The 14794-nt window shown below is 70.9% G+C and carries 16 protein-coding genes; 8 read left to right on the top strand and 8 right to left on the bottom strand.

All coding sequences use genetic code 11. The features are described from left to right. Window position 1 precedes the first annotated feature (1 nt). From ABZ098_RS13250 to pssA, 4 genes are all read left to right on the top strand, one after another. Complete coding sequence (locus ABZ098_RS13250) at window positions 2-508, top strand: MaoC family dehydratase (protein WP_356590282.1); 507 nt, start codon at window positions 2-4, stop codon at window positions 506-508. Between the two features lie 5 nt (window positions 509-513). Continuing rightward, window positions 514-1719, top strand: coding sequence for an acyl-CoA dehydrogenase family protein (locus ABZ098_RS13245; protein WP_356590280.1), 1206 nt, complete (start codon window positions 514-516; stop codon window positions 1717-1719). Between the two features lie 170 nt (window positions 1720-1889). Further along, on the top strand, window positions 1890-2546 hold the full coding sequence (locus ABZ098_RS13240) for a phosphatidylserine decarboxylase (protein WP_356590536.1): 657 nt from the start codon (window positions 1890-1892) through the stop codon (window positions 2544-2546). A 22-nt stretch (window positions 2547-2568) separates the two neighbouring features. Further along, window positions 2569-3387, top strand: a complete 819-nt coding sequence (pssA, locus tag ABZ098_RS13235) for a CDP-diacylglycerol--serine O-phosphatidyltransferase (protein WP_031042070.1) — start codon at window positions 2569-2571, stop codon at window positions 3385-3387. A 58-nt stretch (window positions 3388-3445) separates the two neighbouring features. On the opposite strand, the gene ABZ098_RS13230 is transcribed toward pssA, so the two are convergent. The 5 genes from ABZ098_RS13230 to ABZ098_RS13210 are packed head-to-tail and all read right to left on the bottom strand — an operon-like array spanning window position 3446 to window position 8240. Then, window positions 3446-4717, bottom strand: coding sequence for an ABC transporter substrate-binding protein (locus ABZ098_RS13230; RefSeq protein ID WP_356590278.1), 1272 nt, complete (start codon window positions 4715-4717; stop codon window positions 3446-3448). Next, the gene (locus ABZ098_RS13225; RefSeq protein ID WP_356590276.1) at window positions 4714-5796 is read right to left on the bottom strand and encodes a branched-chain amino acid ABC transporter permease; all 1083 of its coding nucleotides are present in this window, start codon (window positions 5794-5796) and stop codon (window positions 4714-4716) included. The genes ABZ098_RS13230 and ABZ098_RS13225 overlap by 4 nt, the downstream gene beginning before the upstream one ends. Further along, entirely contained in the window at window positions 5789-6679 is an 891-nt protein-coding gene (locus ABZ098_RS13220; protein ID WP_356590274.1) for a branched-chain amino acid ABC transporter permease, read from the bottom strand. The genes ABZ098_RS13225 and ABZ098_RS13220 overlap by 8 nt, the downstream gene beginning before the upstream one ends. Further along, window positions 6676-7458 carry an ABC transporter ATP-binding protein gene (locus ABZ098_RS13215; RefSeq protein ID WP_356590272.1) on the bottom strand — a complete coding sequence of 261 codons (783 nt, stop codon included), beginning with the start codon at window positions 7456-7458 and terminating at the stop codon, window positions 6676-6678. The genes ABZ098_RS13220 and ABZ098_RS13215 overlap by 4 nt, the downstream gene beginning before the upstream one ends. Continuing rightward, complete coding sequence (locus ABZ098_RS13210) at window positions 7446-8240, bottom strand: ABC transporter ATP-binding protein (protein ID WP_356590270.1); 795 nt, start codon at window positions 8238-8240, stop codon at window positions 7446-7448. Before ABZ098_RS13210 ends, ABZ098_RS13215 begins: the two co-directional genes overlap by 13 nt. A gap of 180 nt (window positions 8241-8420) precedes the next feature. On the opposite strand from ABZ098_RS13210, the gene ABZ098_RS13205 reads away from it, so the two are divergent. After that, window positions 8421-9617 (top strand): helix-turn-helix domain-containing protein, encoded by a 1197-nt coding sequence (locus ABZ098_RS13205; protein ID WP_356590268.1) that lies wholly within the window; start codon window positions 8421-8423, stop codon window positions 9615-9617. Between the two features lie 31 nt (window positions 9618-9648). Here the strand turns inward: ABZ098_RS13205 and ABZ098_RS13200 are convergent, their stop codons facing one another. Next, a complete protein-coding gene (locus tag ABZ098_RS13200; protein WP_356590534.1) occupies window positions 9649-10767 on the bottom strand; it encodes a glycerate kinase in 1119 nt (372 codons plus the stop codon). 167 nt (window positions 10768-10934) lie between these two features. On the opposite strand from ABZ098_RS13200, the gene ABZ098_RS13195 reads away from it, so the two are divergent. The 3 genes from ABZ098_RS13195 to ABZ098_RS13185 all read left to right on the top strand — a co-directional run bounded on the left by ABZ098_RS13195 (window position 10935) and on the right by ABZ098_RS13185 (window position 13591). Then, window positions 10935-12005 (top strand): ADP-ribosylglycohydrolase family protein, encoded by a 1071-nt coding sequence (locus ABZ098_RS13195; RefSeq protein ID WP_356590266.1) that lies wholly within the window; start codon window positions 10935-10937, stop codon window positions 12003-12005. A 272-nt stretch (window positions 12006-12277) separates the two neighbouring features. Next, entirely contained in the window at window positions 12278-12772 is a 495-nt protein-coding gene (locus tag ABZ098_RS13190; RefSeq protein ID WP_356590264.1) for an NUDIX hydrolase, read from the top strand. Window positions 12773-12853: 81 nt separating this feature from the next. Then, a complete protein-coding gene (locus ABZ098_RS13185; RefSeq protein WP_356590262.1) occupies window positions 12854-13591 on the top strand; it encodes a Sir2 family NAD-dependent protein deacetylase in 738 nt (245 codons plus the stop codon). Between the two features lie 59 nt (window positions 13592-13650). Here the strand turns inward: ABZ098_RS13185 and ABZ098_RS13180 are convergent, their stop codons facing one another. Both ABZ098_RS13180 and ABZ098_RS13175 read right to left on the bottom strand, forming a co-directional pair. Next, window positions 13651-14034: a hypothetical protein gene (locus tag ABZ098_RS13180; RefSeq protein ID WP_356590260.1), complete on the bottom strand. Its 384-nt coding sequence runs from the start codon at window positions 14032-14034 to the stop codon at window positions 13651-13653. A 19-nt stretch (window positions 14035-14053) separates the two neighbouring features. Further along, on the bottom strand, window positions 14054-14785 hold the full coding sequence (locus ABZ098_RS13175; protein ID WP_356590258.1) for an FHA domain-containing protein: 732 nt from the start codon (window positions 14783-14785) through the stop codon (window positions 14054-14056). Between the last annotated feature and the right edge of the window lie 9 nt (window positions 14786-14794).

The following is a 14794-nucleotide window of genomic DNA, read 5'->3' as shown; positions in this document are numbered from 1 at the left end:
CATGCAGTTCGGACGCACCTACGAGGAGTTCGAAGTCGGGGCGGTCTACAAGCACTGGCCCGGGAAGACGGTCACGGAGTACGACGACCACCTCTTCTGTCTCCTCACCATGAACCACCACCCGCTCCACATGGACGTCAACTACGCCGAGAAGACGACGGACTTCGGCAAGAACGTGGTGGTCGGGAACTACATCTACTCCCTGCTGCTCGGCATGTCGGTGCCGGACGTCTCCGGCAAGGCGATCGCCAACCTGGAGATCGAGTCGCTGAAGCACGTGGCGCCGACCTTCCACGGCGACACGATCTACGGCCAGACGACCGTGCTCGACAAGTGGCCGTCCAAGTCGAAGAACGACCGCGGGATCGTCCACGTCGAGACCAAGGGCTACAAGCAGGACGGCACGCTGGTCTGCGTGTTCCGCCGCAAGGTCATGGTGCCCACCGAGACCTACATCAAGGAGCGCGGCGGCGAGCAGCCCGGCCGCCCGGAACTTCAGGAGGGCTGAGCCCGATGGCACGCCTCGCCCAGACCGCCGGTCTGACCGACATCCAGCAGGAGATCCTCTCCACCGTCCGCGACTTCGTGGACAAGGAGATCATCCCGGTCGCGACCGAGCTGGAGCACCGCGACGAGTACCCGCAGCAGATCGTCGACGGGCTCAAGGAGTTGGGCCTGTTCGGCCTGATGATCCCCGAGGAGTACGGCGGTCTGGGCGAGTCCCTCCTGACGTACGCGCTGTGCGTGGAGGAGATCGCCCGCGGCTGGATGTCGGTGTCCGGCATCATCAACACCCACTTCATCGTGGCGTACATGCTCAAGCAGCACGGCACGCAGGAGCAGAAGGAGCACTTCCTGCCGAGGATGGCGGCCGGCGACGTCCGGGGCGCCTTCTCGATGTCGGAGCCGGGCCTGGGTTCGGACGTGTCCGCCATCACGTCGAAGGCGGTCAAGGACGGTGACGAGTACGTCCTGAACGGCCAGAAGATGTGGCTGACGAACGGCGGAACGTCAACTCTGGTCGCCGTTCTCGTCCGAAGTGACGAAGGACACCCTGAGGGCACCGCGCCCCACAAGTCGATGACGACCTTCCTGATCGAGAAGGAGCCCGGCTTCGGGGAGGTCCGGCCCGGCCTCACCATCCCCGGGAAGATCGACAAGATGGGCTACAAGGGTGTCGACACCACCGAGCTGATCATGGATGGCCTGCGACTTCCGGCCGATCGGGTGCTCGGCGGGGTCACCGGCCGAGGTTTTTACCAAATGATGGACGGCGTGGAAGTGGGCCGCGTGAATGTGGCGGCGCGTGGCTGCGGCGTCGCTCAGCGTGCCTTCGAACTGGGCGTCCGGTACGCCCAGCAGCGCCACACTTTCGGCAAGCCGATCGCCCAGCACCAGGCGATTCAGTTCAAGCTGGCCGAGATGGCTACCAAGGTCGAGGCCGCGCATGCGATGATGGTCAACGCGGCACGCAAAAAGGACTCCGGGGAGCGAAACGACCTTGAGGCAGGGATGGCGAAGTACCTCGCCTCCGAATACTGCAAAGAGGTCGTGGAAGACGCCTTCCGGATCCACGGCGGCTACGGCTTCTCCAAGGAGTACGAGATCGAGCGCCTCTACCGTGAGGCTCCGATGCTGCTGATCGGTGAAGGTACCGCCGAGATCCAGAAAATGATCATCGGTCGCAGGCTGCTCGAAGAGTATCGGTTCCAGGGCTAGATGTCCGGATACGGGGTGTTTTCTTGGAGAAGAAGATCACACCCCGTCAAGTCGGTTCAGACGCCGACTCGGCTTCCTGGCTTGCCCAGTTGTGGCCCGCGACCGGTACGATCCCGGAAAGCCGCCGTCCCCCGTCTAGTGCGCGGCATCATCCGCTACGAAGGTCATCCATGCCCCACAGCCAAACCTCTGCACCTCGCGACAGCCTGGCAGGCGTACGCCTCGCGCGCGGAGCATCGCCGTGGCTCCTCCCGACCGTCGCCACCGCAGCACTGAGCCTGGTACGCGCGCGCAAGTCGGGCGCCGCCAAGGCCGTCGCCGTGCCCGCCACCGCGCTGGCGGCGGGCATGCTGTGGTTCTTCCGCGACCCCGAGCGCGAGATCGCCCCGGGCCGGGTCATCTCGCCCGCCGACGGTGTGGTGCAGAGCATCATGCCGTGGAAGGACGGTCGCACCCGCGTCGCGATCTTCATGAGCCCGCTCAACGTCCACGTCAACCGCGCGCCGCTCTCCGGCACGGTGACCTCGGTCGAGCACATCCCCGGCGGGTTCGTTCCGGCGTTCAACAAGGAGAGCGAGAACAACGAGCGCGTCGTCTGGCACTTCGACACCGAGCTCGGTGACATCGAGATGATCCAGATCGCCGGCGCGGTGGCCCGCCGTATCGTCCCCTACCTCCCGCAGGGCACGAAGGTCGAGCAAGGCGAGCGCATCGGACTGATCCGGTTCGGCTCGCGCGTCGACATCTACCTGCCGGAGGGCGTGGAGGTCGCGGTCGAGGTCGGGCAGAAGACGGTGGCTGGGGTGACTCGCATTGACCGTGATTGATCCTGAGACCCAGGCGGGCTGGGTGCCCGAGGCCGACGAGGTCGACGACGAGGAGGAGATGCCTCTTTCTCTCCGCCTCTCGATAGCGGACACCCTCACCCTCGGCAACGCCACGTGCGGCTTCATGGCGGTGTACTTCACCACCACCGGCATCCTGATCCCGCACCTGACCGACAGCCAGGAGTCCGGCATGGCGCGCAACAGCGCGGCCACGGCGGTCATCCTGATGCTGTGCGCGGCGGTCTTCGACCTGTTCGACGGCCTGGTGGCACGCAAGCTGCGCTCCTCGCCGATGGGCGCCGAGCTGGACAACCTCTCCGACCTGATCAGCTTCGGCCTCGCGCCGGCGTACTTCGTGCTCGTCTACGGCATGGTCGCCGACGACGCCTCGCAGCGGGTGGCGGCGGTGGGGGCCGTGGTGGTGCTGCTGGCCGTGGTGCTGAGGCTGGCGAGATTCTCCTGTGTCACGCCCGCGAACGGCATGTTCCAGGGCATGCCGTCCCCGTTCGGCGCGCTGACGGTGGTCGCGATCGTGCTCCTTGAGCTGCCCTTCGTGGCGACGCTCCTGGCGATCCTGGGCACCGCGTGGCTGATGGTGAGCCGGGTGGAGTACCCGAAGCCGCGGGGGCGGCTCGCGGGGGCGATGCTCGCCTGGATCGTCCTGGCGATGGGTCTGCTCGCGGCCTGGGCCTTCGGCGCCCCCAGCGGGCAGCTCCTCCTCCAGACCGGCTGCGCCCTGCAGCTCGTCATGGGCGCGGTGATCCCGCTGTTCGCCACGGCCCGTCGGGTGAACAACTTCCGCGGCAACCGGCGCGAGGCGCGGGCGGCGCAGCTGCCGTAGCGGTTCTCGTACGACGGTGAAGGGCCCCGAGCCACTCGGCTCGGGGCCCTTCGGCGTCTCAGGCCCCCGGCGTGTACGCCTCAGCCACCTCTGATGCCCCTGCCTCGCGGACGACCTTCATGCCGCCCGTGACGTTCTTGTCCGGCTGGAGGATCACGCTCTCGTGGGAGGACGGGGACTTGGGGTCGGTGAAGTCCTGGGTGACGCCGAAGCCGATGTCGTAGGAGTCGAGCGACAGCAGGGCCTTGTCCACGCCCTCCCGGGTGAGGTCCTTGTCCGAGCAGGCCTTCTTCAGGGCCTCGCCGAAGGCCGACGCGGCGGTCCAGCCGGCGACGATGCCGTTGTCCAGGGCGTCCTTCGGGTAGGCGGCCCGGTAGTCGGCGACCAGCTTCTTCGCCTGCGGAGTGTCCGCGCCGATGGGCAGCGAGGGCGAGGCCACGTAGTAGTTCTTCATCAGGGCCGGGCCCGCCTGGGTGGCCAGGAGCTGCGGGGCGAAGGCCGAGTTGTTGCCGATGACCGGTACGGCGAAACCGCTCGCCGCCGCCACCCCGACCAGCGAGGCCGCCTGCCGCGGGCCCGCGCTGATCACGATCGCCTTGACCCCGGCCTGCTTGAGGGCGGTGACCTGGGCGGTCATGTCGTTGTCGGTGGGCTTGATCTTCTGCTCGACCACGGTCAGCCCGGCCTCCTTCGCGATGTGCTTCGAGCCGACCAGCGCGCTCTCGCCGTAGTCGCCCTCGAAGTAGACGTGACCGACCTTGTCGCCCTTCTTCACCCCCTTCTCCTTCATCAGGAAGTCGACCGCGTTCATCGTCTCGATGTCGTAGGTGGACCCGATGACCCGGATGTAGGGGCTGCCGAGCAGCGCGGACGACCAGGCCTGCGGGAGCACCAGCGCCTTGTCCTGGCCGTCGATGCGCTGCTTGACCGCGGCGACGAACGGCGAGCCGATGAACTGCGTGAAGCCCAGCACCTTCGGCTCCAGCTCGGTGTACCCGGAGACGGCCTTCTGCGGGTCGTAGCCGTGGTCGCGGACCGCGAGGTCCACCTGGTAGCCGCAGACGCCTCCGGCCGCGTTGAGCTGCTTCACGTACAGCTGCTGGGCCTGGGTGACGCTCTTGCCGAGGGTGGCGTAGACGCCGGTCATGTCGGTGAGCGCGCCGAGCGTGATCGTCTTCCCGGAGACGCCCTCCCCGGTCCTCACGCCGCCCGCGGACGCCTTGTCGCCGTCCCCTTCGTCGGAGTCCTTGGCCTTGGAGCTGCATCCGGCCAGCACCAGCAGCGCGGCGAGCGCGCCCGCGGCGGCCCTGGCGCCGTATGTCCTGATCATCGTTCCTCCCCTGGGTGGGTTGTGACTCGACGCCGTACGGCCGTGCCGACCAGGCCGCCGGGCAGGAACAGCACCACCAGCACGACGGCGGCGCCGTAGAGGTACCGGGATGCCTCGCCCGGTGCGATCCCGCCCGTGCCGGGGGCGGAGACCAGCGGCAGCGCGTCGCTGTAGCGGGTCAGCAGCTGCGGCAGCAGGGACACGAACACGGCCCCGGCCACCGCCCCGGAGACCGAGCCGAGCCCACCGATGACGATCATCGCGAGGTACTCGAGCGAGAGCGTGATGCCGAAGTAGTCGGGGACCGTCCGCTGGAAGACCAGCGCGAGCAGGACGCCGGCGAGGCCCGCGTACATCGACGACAGCACGAAGACGGCGGCCCGGTGGCGGGCGACCGGCACGCCGAGCACTCCGGCGGCGATGCGGTGGTCGCGGATCGCGTTCATGGCCCGGCCCGGACGGCCGCGCAGGACACCGCGCGCGAAGAGGGCACCGGCGGCCAGCAGGACGAGACCGGCGTACCAGAGCTTCTCCGCCGATCCGAACGGCACGGCGGCGACGAGGAGTTCCCGGTCGTCGAAGGTGAGGCCGAACAGGCTCAGCGGCGGCACGTCACGGCCGTTGGCGCCGCCCGTCAGGTCGTGGGCGTTGAACATCACGTGCTGGCCGATGAAGACGAGCGCGAGCGTGGCGATGCCCAGGTAGGCGCCGCTGAGCCGGCCGGAGATCGGGCTGAACAGGCCGCCCGCGGCGCCCGCGACGAGCACCGCGAGCACGGCGGCGAGCCAGGTGGGCAGCCCGAGGCCGGTCAGCCCGTCGCCGCCGTCCGCCGCGAACACGCAGTAGCCGTAGGCGCCGACGGCGAGGAAGAAGGCGTGCCCCATGGAGAGCTGGCCGGTCGCTCCGGTGAGGAGGTTGATGCCGATCGCGCCGATGGCGGCGGCCATGGCGAACAGGCCCGCCTGGAGCCAGAAGCGGTCCAGGTAGAAGGGCAGGGCCAGCAGGACGACGGCCCCGGCGCCCCACAGCCACGCGCGCGTGCGGATGATCCGCAACGGCTTCACCAGCACCTCAGACACGGGCGAGCTCCTTCGTGCCGAACAGCCCGGCCGGCCGGATGAGCAGGATCGTGACCATCACGAGGTAGGGGGCGAGGTCTCCCAGGCCCCGGCCCAGGAAGGTCAGATCGCTCTGGTAGCCCGTCGCGAGGGATTCCGTGACGCCGACCAGCAGACCGCCCACCAGGGCGCCCGTCGTCGAGTCGAGGCCGCCGAGGATGGCGGCCGGGAAGGCTTTGAGCGCGGCCAGGGAGGTGGCCCGTTCCAACCCCGGCGTCGGGAAGACGGTGAGGAAGAGGGCGGCCACGGCGGCGAGTGCGCCCGCCACCGCCCAGGCGCCCAGCGACACCCGTCCCAGCCGTACGCCCATCAGCGCGGCCGTCTCCGGGCTCTCGGCCGCCGCCCTCATCGCGACGCCCCACGACGTGTACCGGAACGCCAGCAGGAACGCGGTGATGAGCAGCGCGGCGGCGACGAACGCGGCGATCCGGGTGTGGGCGAGGGAGATCGGCCCGACCTTCAGCACGGCGTCCCCCCACGGGTCACCGAGCGCGAGGACGTCCGTGCCGATACGGCGGGTCAGTTCGGTCGTGAGCAGGATGTCCACGCCGATGGTGACGATGGCGAGGACGCTGTGGTCGCTGCCCCGGTAGCGCCGCATCACCAGGAACTCCACGGCGGCCCCGACGAGGGCGGCACCCGCGATCCCGACGAGCAGCGCGGGCCAGAACCCGAGGTCGTCGTGGAGGACGGCGGTGACGTATCCGCCCGCAAGCAGCAGGGAGGCGTGAGCGAAGTTGACGACCTCGGTGGCCCGGAAGATCACCACGAAGCCGAGTGCGATGAGCGCGTACACCGACCCCAGCGAGAGGCCGTTCAGCAGGATCTCGGCGAAGGTGCTCATGACGCGGCCCCCAGGTACGCCTCTACGACGGCCGGATCGTTCTGTACGTCGGCGGGGGCGCCGTCGGCGATCCGGCGCCCGAAGTCCAGTACGGTCACCGCGTCCGCGAGCCGCATCACCACCCCCATGTCGTGTTCCACCAGCACGATCGAGATGCCGAGGGAGTCGCGGACACCCGCGATCACGGCGGCTGTCCGGCGTCGTTCGTCGGCGGTCATGCCCGCGACCGGCTCGTCGAGGAGCAGCAGCCGGGGTTCCATGCACAGCGCGCGGGCGAGTTCGGCGAGCTTCTGCTGCCCGTACGGCAGGGAGCCCGCGGGTCGGTCCAGGCAGTCCGCGATGCCGACGAACTCGGCGATCTCCCGGACGCGTTCGCGATGGAGCCGGTCCTCGCGGGCCGCCGACGGCAGCCGGAGTCCGGCGGCGAGGAAGCCGGTGCGGGTGAGCCGGTGCCTGCCGAGGAGCAGGCAGTCCTCGACGGAGGCCCGGGGCGGCAGCGCGAGGTTCTGGAAGATGCGGGCGACGCCGAGGGCGGCGATGCGGTGCGCGGGCATGCCGGTCAACTCGTGCGCGCCGAAGCGGACGCTGCCTGCGGTGGCCCGGTAGACACCGGAGAGGACGTTGAAGCAGGTGGACTTTCCGGCGCCGTTGGGCCCGATGAGGGCGTGGACGGTGCCGGGGCGCACGGTGAGGTCGACGTCGTCGAGGGCGGTGAGTCCGGCGAAGCGGACGGTCAGCCCGCGTACCTCCAGGGAGTCCAAGGCGCTCACCCCTTCCATCTCGTGAGGGTCCGGTCCGTCGCCCGGTCCGCGTCGGCCGCCGCGTCCTCGTCGACCACGCCGAGGTAGCGGCGGCGGACCTCGTCGGAGGCGGACAGTTCGGCGGCCGGGCCGGACAGGGTGACCTCGCCGACCTCGAGGACGTACGCGTGCGTGGCGAGGCGCAGGGCGAGGGCCGCGTTCTGTTCGACGAGGAGGACGGAGGTGCCCTGGGTGTTGATCTCGCGGACGGTGTCGGCGATCCGCCGGGCCATGAGCGGGGCGAGCCCGAGGGAGGGTTCGTCGAGCAGCAGGACGCGCGGGGCGGCCATCAGGGCGCGGGCGACGGCGAGCATCTGCTGTTCGCCGCCGGACAGGAGCCCGGCGCGCTGGCCCGCTCGTTCGGCGAGTACGGGGAACAGTTCATGGACGCGGTCGAGGGCCGCGGTGCGTCCCGCGCGGGTGCCGCCGAGGGCGCCCGCGCGGAGGTTGTCGGCGACCGTCATACGTGCGAACACCCTTCTTCCCTCGGGTACTTGGCAGACTCCGGCGGCGACCACCCGGTCGGGTGCGAGGCCGTCGAGGCGGCGGCCGTCCAGGGTGACCGTGCCTTCGGTGACCGTCCCGCCGTGGAAGGCCAGGGTCCGGCTGATCGCGCGCAGCAGGGTGGACTTGCCCGCGCCGTTGCCGCCGAGGACCGTCACCACGGCGCCCTCGGGCACCTCCAGGGACACCCGGCGCAGGGCGCGCACGGGGCCGTATCCGACCGACAGGTCTCGGACGACCAGTCCGGCTCCGGTCATGGACTCCCCCCTTGTCCGACTCGGTGTGGCGCTCACCCCAGCACCGGCCGGGGCGTGCGTCCACGGCCCGCGGCACAAACGCTGCGGGTGCCCAGCGCGCCGGTGCCACCGTTGTGCGTGCGCACAACACCGCGTGTCAGGGGCCTGTGCGCGGGCGGGTCGGGGTGGCATCCTCCGGCCATGGGAGGGCGACGGCCGCGGACCGGTCATGACTGGAAGCTGCTCGCGGAGTCCTGCACGGCTCTGCTGGAACGGGTGCCGGAACTGGTCGACGAGCACCTGAGGCAACTCACCGACCACTCCCCCGTCTACGGGCAGGTGCTGGCGCACGACCAGCAGTGGCGGGAGGCGGAGGAGGCGATACGGATCGGCATCGAGACGATCTCCGCGCCGCGGGACTCGCCGCGCCGCGATCTGGAGTACGCCGAGGACGCGGGCCGGCGCCGGGCCCACCAGGGGCTGCCGCTGGACCTCCTGGTGCACGCCTACCGCAACGCCGGCTATCTGGTGTGGGACGCGCTCGTGGAGGGGGCGGCCGGGCGGGAGCCGGAGCGGCTGGCGGCGCTGATGCGGTCGACGACGATGGTGTGGTCGGCGGTGGACGCGCAGGCGCAGGCGGCGTCGGAGGCGTACCGGGCCACCGAGGCGGAGCTCAGACGGCGTACGGACGAACAGCTCCAGGCGCTGCTGGACGCGCTCCTCGAGGGGCAGGCGACTCCCGGGCTCGCGGCACGGGCGGCGGCGGGGCTCGATCTGCCGGAGCACGGGCCGTACGCGGTGGTGGTGCTGCGGGCCGAGCGGCGGGAGGCGGCCGAGCGGCCGGTGCGGGGTGCCGGGTTCCGGTTCATCTGGCGGATGCGGGCCGACGGCGAGGTGGCGGTCGTGGCCCTCGCGCCCGGGCAGGGGCTGGACGGTGTGGCGCGGGCGCTGGAGGGGCGCTGTTCGGGGCCGGGCGGGATCAGTCCGGTGGTGCCGGGGCTCGCCGAGCTGGGGCGGGCCCGGCGCCTGGCCGAGCTGGCGCTGCGCACGTGTCCGCCGGACGCCACCGCGGTCGTACGCCTCGACCAGCGGATACCGACCGCGCTGGTGGTGAGCCAGCCGGAGCTGGCCGACCGGCTGGTGCAGGACGTCTTCGGCGCGCTCCTGGAACTGGAGCCCGCCGACCGGGCGGTCCTCCTGGAGACCCTCGACGTGTGGCTGGTGTGCGAGGGCTCGGCGGGGCGCGCCGCCGGACGCCTGTACTGCCACCGCAACACGGTCTTCAACCGGCTGCGGCGGCTGGAACAGCTCACGTCCCGGTCACTGGCCCGGCCCCGGGACCTGATCGAGATGACGCTGGCGCTGGACGCGTACCGGTTGTCGGGGGTGCGGGGGTGAGGAGCGGGGCCGACGCCCCTCATCACCCCGTTCAGACCAGGAAGTCCCGGCCGATCCGTTCCGCCACGTCCTCCAGGATGGGGCCCGCCTCGGCGATGCACTTCTGGATGTCGGGCTCGGCGTCGGTGAGCGGGTAGGCGCGGCGGATGCCGGCCCTGCCGATGGCCTCCGGGGGGAGGGCGAGGCGGCCGCAGACCGCGACGACCTCCTTGTCCTTCGCGCGGGCGGCCGCGGCGACGCCCGCCGGGGCCTTGCCGTGCAGGGTCTGCTCGTCGAGGGAGCCCTCGCCGGTGATCACCAGGTCCGCCCATTCCAGCGCGGGCGCGAAGCCGAGGACGTCGAGCATGACGTCGATGCCGGGGCGGAAGCGGGCGCCGAGCAGGAGGGCGCCGTAGCCGATTCCGCCGGCCGCGCCCGCGCCCGGTGCGGCGGCGTACTCGGCGGCCTTCGCGCCCAGGGCCTCCTCCAGCACCTTCGCGTAGTGGGCGAGGGCGCTGTCCAGGGCCCGCACGTCGTCCGGGGAGGCACCCTTCTGCGGGCCGTAGACCGCGGGGGCGCCCTTGGGGCCGGTCAGCGGGTTGTCGACGTCGCTGGCCAGGATGAACTCGACGGACGCGAAGCGCGGGTCCAGGCCCGACAGGTCGGCCGAGGCCAGGGCGGCGAGGCCTCCTCCGCCGGGGGCCACGGGCTCGCCGTCGGCGTCCAGGAAGCGGGCGCCGAGCGCGGAGAGCATGCCGGCGCCGCCGTCGGTGGTGGCGGAGCCGCCGACACCGAAGACGATCGTGCGGGCGCCCGCGTCGAGCGCGGCGCGCAGGAGCTCCCCGGAGCCGTACGTCGACGCCGTGAGCGCGGCGAAGACCCCCGCGGGCAGCCGCTGGAGGCCGCTGGCCTCGGCCATCTCGACGACGGCGGTGTCCCCGCGGACCGCGAACGCGGCGGTGACCTCCTGCCCGAGGGGCCCGGCGACCGCCACTTCCCGGCGCTCGAAACCGGCCGCGACCGCGGCGGCGACGGTGCCGTCGCCGCCGTCGGCGACGGGCAGCGCCTCGACCTCCAGGTCCGGCACGACCCGGCGCAGCCCGGCCGTCACCCGCTCGGCGACCTGTACGGCCGTGAGCGAGCCCTTGAACTTGTCCGCGGCGATGAGCACGCGCTGTGTCACGTCTTCCCCTTGCCTCCGGGCCTCGCGCACGTCAAGGCCAGTCGCGCCGCTGCGACCTTAACCGGAGACGCCCCCCGCCGTCATGCACCGCCCAGAGGCTGAGAAGGCCCCGCGAACCCTCTGTGCGGTGCTCCGGAATGGGGTAAACCGGAGCTATGACCCTTGTGGGCACTGAGCCAGAGCTCGCCGACCGCATCCACGGGGGCTGGCTCGGCCGGATCGCGGGCAACATGCTCGGCAAGCCGGTCGAGCAGGGCGACCTGTGGACGCGGGACCGGATCGACCGCTATCTGCGGCAGGCGGCCTCGCTGCCCCTGACCGACTACCTTCCCGAGCCCGTCGGCGAGAGCGACGTCGAGCTGCGGCCGGAGTGGCGCGAGTGCGTACGCGGCCGCATTCACGGCAGTTGCCGGGACGACGACGTCGACTACGCCATCCTCGGCCTCGACCTGCTGGAGACCCACGGCTTCGGCTTCAGCACCGAGCAGGTGGGTGACCTGTGGTTGCTGAGGCTGCCGTACCTGCAGACGTTCACCGCGGAGCGGGCCGCCTACCGCAACCTCGCCAACGGGCTGAAACCGCCGCTGACGGCCACGTACGACAACCCCTGCCAGGAGTGGATCGGGGCGCTCATCCGCGCCGACATCTACGGCTGGACCTGCCCCGGTGTCCCGCGCCGGGCCGCCTCCCTGGCCCGCCGGGACGCGGTGCTCTCGCACACCGGGAACGGCGTGTACGGGGCGATGTGGGCGGCGGCGCTGATCTCGGCCGCGTTCACCGCCGGCACCGTGCGCCAGGCGGTGGACCAGGCGCTCGCGGTGATCCCCGCGAGCAGTCGTCTCGCCCGCACGGTACGCCGGGTGGCGTCCCTGCACGACACCCGGATGACCTGGGAGGACACGCTGACCACGGTCGCGGAGGAGACCGCCGGGCTCGGCTGGATCCACACCGTCCCGAACGCGGCCGTCCTGACCGCCGGGCTGCTGTACGGCGACGGCGACTTCACCCGCACCATCACGCTGACCGTGCGGGGCGGTCTGGACACCGACTCCAACGGGGCGACCGCGGGCTCGGTGGCCGGGGTGCTCACCGGGGCGGACGCGATCCCGGACCAGTGGAAGGAGCCGCTGGAGGACCGGGTGCGCAGCGCGGTGTTCGGCTTCGACGGGGTCCACATCACCGAACTGGCCGAGCGTACGGTCAGGTTGGCGGAGACGGAGATCTGAGCACGGGGCGCGATCCACGCTCGGGGAATGGATCAGTCGGCGACCGCACTCTCTCGCGCTCCCGAGGCGGGCGTACGCCGTCCGGGGCCTGGTGCGCGAGGGGCGCACGGTCACCGTCGACGTGCTCGGGCGTGACACCTCGCGAGCCGTCCGGTGCTACCGGTACGTCCGTCCCCCGACCCGGGCGCCGACCAGCCACGGACCACTGACGTGCCCCAACCGGCCTGCTGAGAGACGCCTGGGTGGCCGCGGGAGCTGGTTACCCTTCGAGGATGACCACCACCCAGGACTTCGCCACGTACATCGCCGGTCTGCCCCGTGTCATCGCCGGAGCCGCCGCGCTCTTCCGGGACGCGGACGGCCGGATCCTCCTGGTCGAGCCCAACTACCGTGAGGGCTGGGCGCTTCCGGGCGGCACGATCGAGTCCGACGACGGCGAGACCCCACGGCAGGGCGCGCGCCGCGAGACCGCGGAGGAGATCGGCCTGGATCGCGAACTCGGGCGGCTGCTGGCGGTGGACTGGGTGCGCGGGACGGGCCGCCCGCCGCTGGTCGCCTACCTCTACGACGGCGGTGTGCTCACCGAGGACGACTTCAAGGCGATCCGCCTCCAGGAGGAGGAACTCCTGTCCTGGCGCCTCGTTGCCCGCGAGGACCTCCCCGAGTACCTGCTGGGAGCCCTCGGCCGCCGGGTCGTGGCCGCACTGGACGCGCTGGCGGACGGCTCGGGCACGGTGGAGCTGGAGAACGGCCACCGGGTGGGCTGACGCGGGCGGGGTCAGCGGCCGGTGGTGGGCGGTCGTATATCTGTTCGCCCGATCCGGATCACCCGCCCTACCCTCGATGCCATGACCAAGCCCCTCGTCGCCCTCCTCAGCGGCGCCGGTATCTCCACCGACTCCGGGATCCCCGACTACCGCGGCCCGAACGGGCTCTGGCGCAAGGACCCCGAGGCCGAGAAGCTCGTGACGTACGACTACTACATGGGCGACCCGGAGATCCGGCGCCGCTCGTGGCAGATGCGGCGCGCGAACCAGTCGCTGAACGCCGAGCCCAACGCGGCGCACGTGGCGGTGGCCGAGCTGGAGAGGTCCGGGGTGCCGGTGCGGGTGATCACACAGAACGTGGACGGGCTGCACCAGCTCGCCGGGATGCCCGCCCGCAAGGTCCTCGAACTGCACGGCACAGCACGGCAGGTGGTGTGCACGAAGTGCCACACCCGCGGGCCGATGGAGGAGGCGCTCGCCCGGGTCGACGCCGGGGAGGCGGACCCGCCGTGCCTGGACTGCGGCGGGATCCTCAAGTCGGCGACCGTGATGTTCGGCGAGCGTCTGGACCCTGTCGTGCTCGGTGAGGCGGTCGCCGTCACCAAGGCGTGCCAGGTCTTCATCGCCGTCGGCACCACCCTCCAGGTCCAGCCGGCGGCGGGCCTCGCGGGCGTCGCCGCCGACCACGGCGCCCGTCTCGTCATCGTCAACGCCGAGCCGACCCCGTACGACGACCGCGCCGACGAGGTGATCCGGGAGCCGATCGGCACGGCGCTGCCCGAACTCATGCGCAGGATCAGGTCGTTGGGGAATCCATGATCGATGCCGCCGAACCGGCGGCAGGCTTCCGGGCAGATCTCGCGCCCGTGCCGAGGGAACTACCCGATGGCGTGGAGGACGGAGTCGCCGATGGGCCCCAGCCAGGCCGCGAGGGAGGACAGGGCTCCCGCGAGGGTCCCGCCGGCAGTGACGGCCGCACCCGCGGCGGTCACCAGCCGGGTGATCTGCACCAGACGCTGGGCCATGGTGGTGCGGTCCGGAGAAGGGGAAGCGAGTTCGGCGTCGAGGGACGCGACTTCGGTGTCCACCTGGCGCGCGACCTCGGGCGGGAGAGCCAGGCGGTCGAGTTCCGCACGCAGCAGACCGAGCATGGCACGCGGATCCGTGGCCGTCGTGAACTGACCGTGCTGGCCACCGTGGATGGTCTGGTCACCAGCGACGTTGTTGATGTTGCCCTGTTGGCTGCCGATGTTGAAGCTCACTGCATGTCCCCTCGTTGCGTCACCGGCGGCCCACGGCCGCGTCGAACGAGCGTTGCCTGGATGCGGCGATGACGTGCATCACCAGCCCGGTGATCATCATGACCGTGCCGACGCCGGCGGCTGCCCAGCCGAGAAGGAACACCGGAAAGCCACCGATCTCCGCTCCGAACATTTCTCCCGGGTCGGGCCATTCATTGGGATCGTCGGACACCGGGTCCCCGATACTGCCCATGAACCTCAGAATTCCGTAGGCGAAAACAGCGAAGCCGCACAAGAAGATCACGAATCCGAACAGGATGATTCTCCGGGCTCTCGTGCGAGCTGCCGCGATCTGCCGTAGGAAGCTCTCCTGCCTTTGATCGATGTACTGATCCCTGCCCACATTGTTGATGTGGGCAGCTTGCTGTTGACCCACATCGAATCTCGTGGCGCTGCCGGGCCATTCGTAGCGCATGCTCACGCTTCCCAGGGTGAGCACATCACCGTCGTGCAGCGTCTGCGGGGCGGCCACGGGGCGGTTGTTCACCGAAGTGCCGTTGGCGGAACCCAGGTCTTCGAGGACCATGTCCGCTCCCGAGCGGCTCAGGAGTGCGTGCCGGCCGCTCACATACGGATCGTCTATCCGAATGTCACAGCCGGGATCTCTGCCGATGACCGACCTCGCAGCGGACAGGCGGAGAGGGGATCCATACAAATGCGATGGCTGAATGAATGTGAGCTGGGGACCGGAGCGATCTGTATGAGTCGCCATGATCCCACC

Origin of the sequence: Streptomyces sp. NPDC006335, from assembly GCF_040612795.1 — a bacterium.
Lineage (GTDB): Bacteria > Actinomycetota > Actinomycetes > Streptomycetales > Streptomycetaceae > Streptomyces.
Note: the sequence above shows the minus strand (reverse complement) of the source record. Positions and strands in the feature narration are given on the sequence as shown.

What these genes read in the sequence shown, in the direction of transcription:
- ABZ098_RS13210 (WP_356590270.1), bottom strand. Translation starts at nt 8,240, where the DNA reads ATGACCGGAGCCGGACTGGTCGTCCGAGACCTGTCGGTCGGATACGGC.
- ABZ098_RS13205 (WP_356590268.1), top strand. Translation starts at nt 8,421, where the DNA reads ATGGGAGGGCGACGGCCGCGGACCGGTCATGACTGGAAGCTGCTCGCG.
- ABZ098_RS13220 (WP_356590274.1), bottom strand. Translation starts at nt 6,679, where the DNA reads ATGAGCACCTTCGCCGAGATCCTGCTGAACGGCCTCTCGCTGGGGTCG.
- ABZ098_RS13215 (WP_356590272.1), bottom strand. Translation starts at nt 7,458, where the DNA reads ATGGAAGGGGTGAGCGCCTTGGACTCCCTGGAGGTACGCGGGCTGACC.
- ABZ098_RS13230 (WP_356590278.1), bottom strand. Translation starts at nt 4,717, where the DNA reads ATGATCAGGACATACGGCGCCAGGGCCGCCGCGGGCGCGCTCGCCGCG.
- ABZ098_RS13195 (WP_356590266.1), top strand. Translation starts at nt 10,935, where the DNA reads ATGACCCTTGTGGGCACTGAGCCAGAGCTCGCCGACCGCATCCACGGG.
- ABZ098_RS13185 (WP_356590262.1), top strand. Translation starts at nt 12,854, where the DNA reads ATGACCAAGCCCCTCGTCGCCCTCCTCAGCGGCGCCGGTATCTCCACC.
- ABZ098_RS13240 (WP_356590536.1), top strand. Translation starts at nt 1,890, where the DNA reads ATGCCCCACAGCCAAACCTCTGCACCTCGCGACAGCCTGGCAGGCGTA.
- ABZ098_RS13190 (WP_356590264.1), top strand. Translation starts at nt 12,278, where the DNA reads ATGACCACCACCCAGGACTTCGCCACGTACATCGCCGGTCTGCCCCGT.
- ABZ098_RS13250 (WP_356590282.1), top strand. Translation starts at nt 2, where the DNA reads ATGCAGTTCGGACGCACCTACGAGGAGTTCGAAGTCGGGGCGGTCTAC.
- ABZ098_RS13245 (WP_356590280.1), top strand. Translation starts at nt 514, where the DNA reads ATGGCACGCCTCGCCCAGACCGCCGGTCTGACCGACATCCAGCAGGAG.
- ABZ098_RS13175 (WP_356590258.1), bottom strand. Translation starts at nt 14,785, where the DNA reads ATGGCGACTCATACAGATCGCTCCGGTCCCCAGCTCACATTCATTCAG.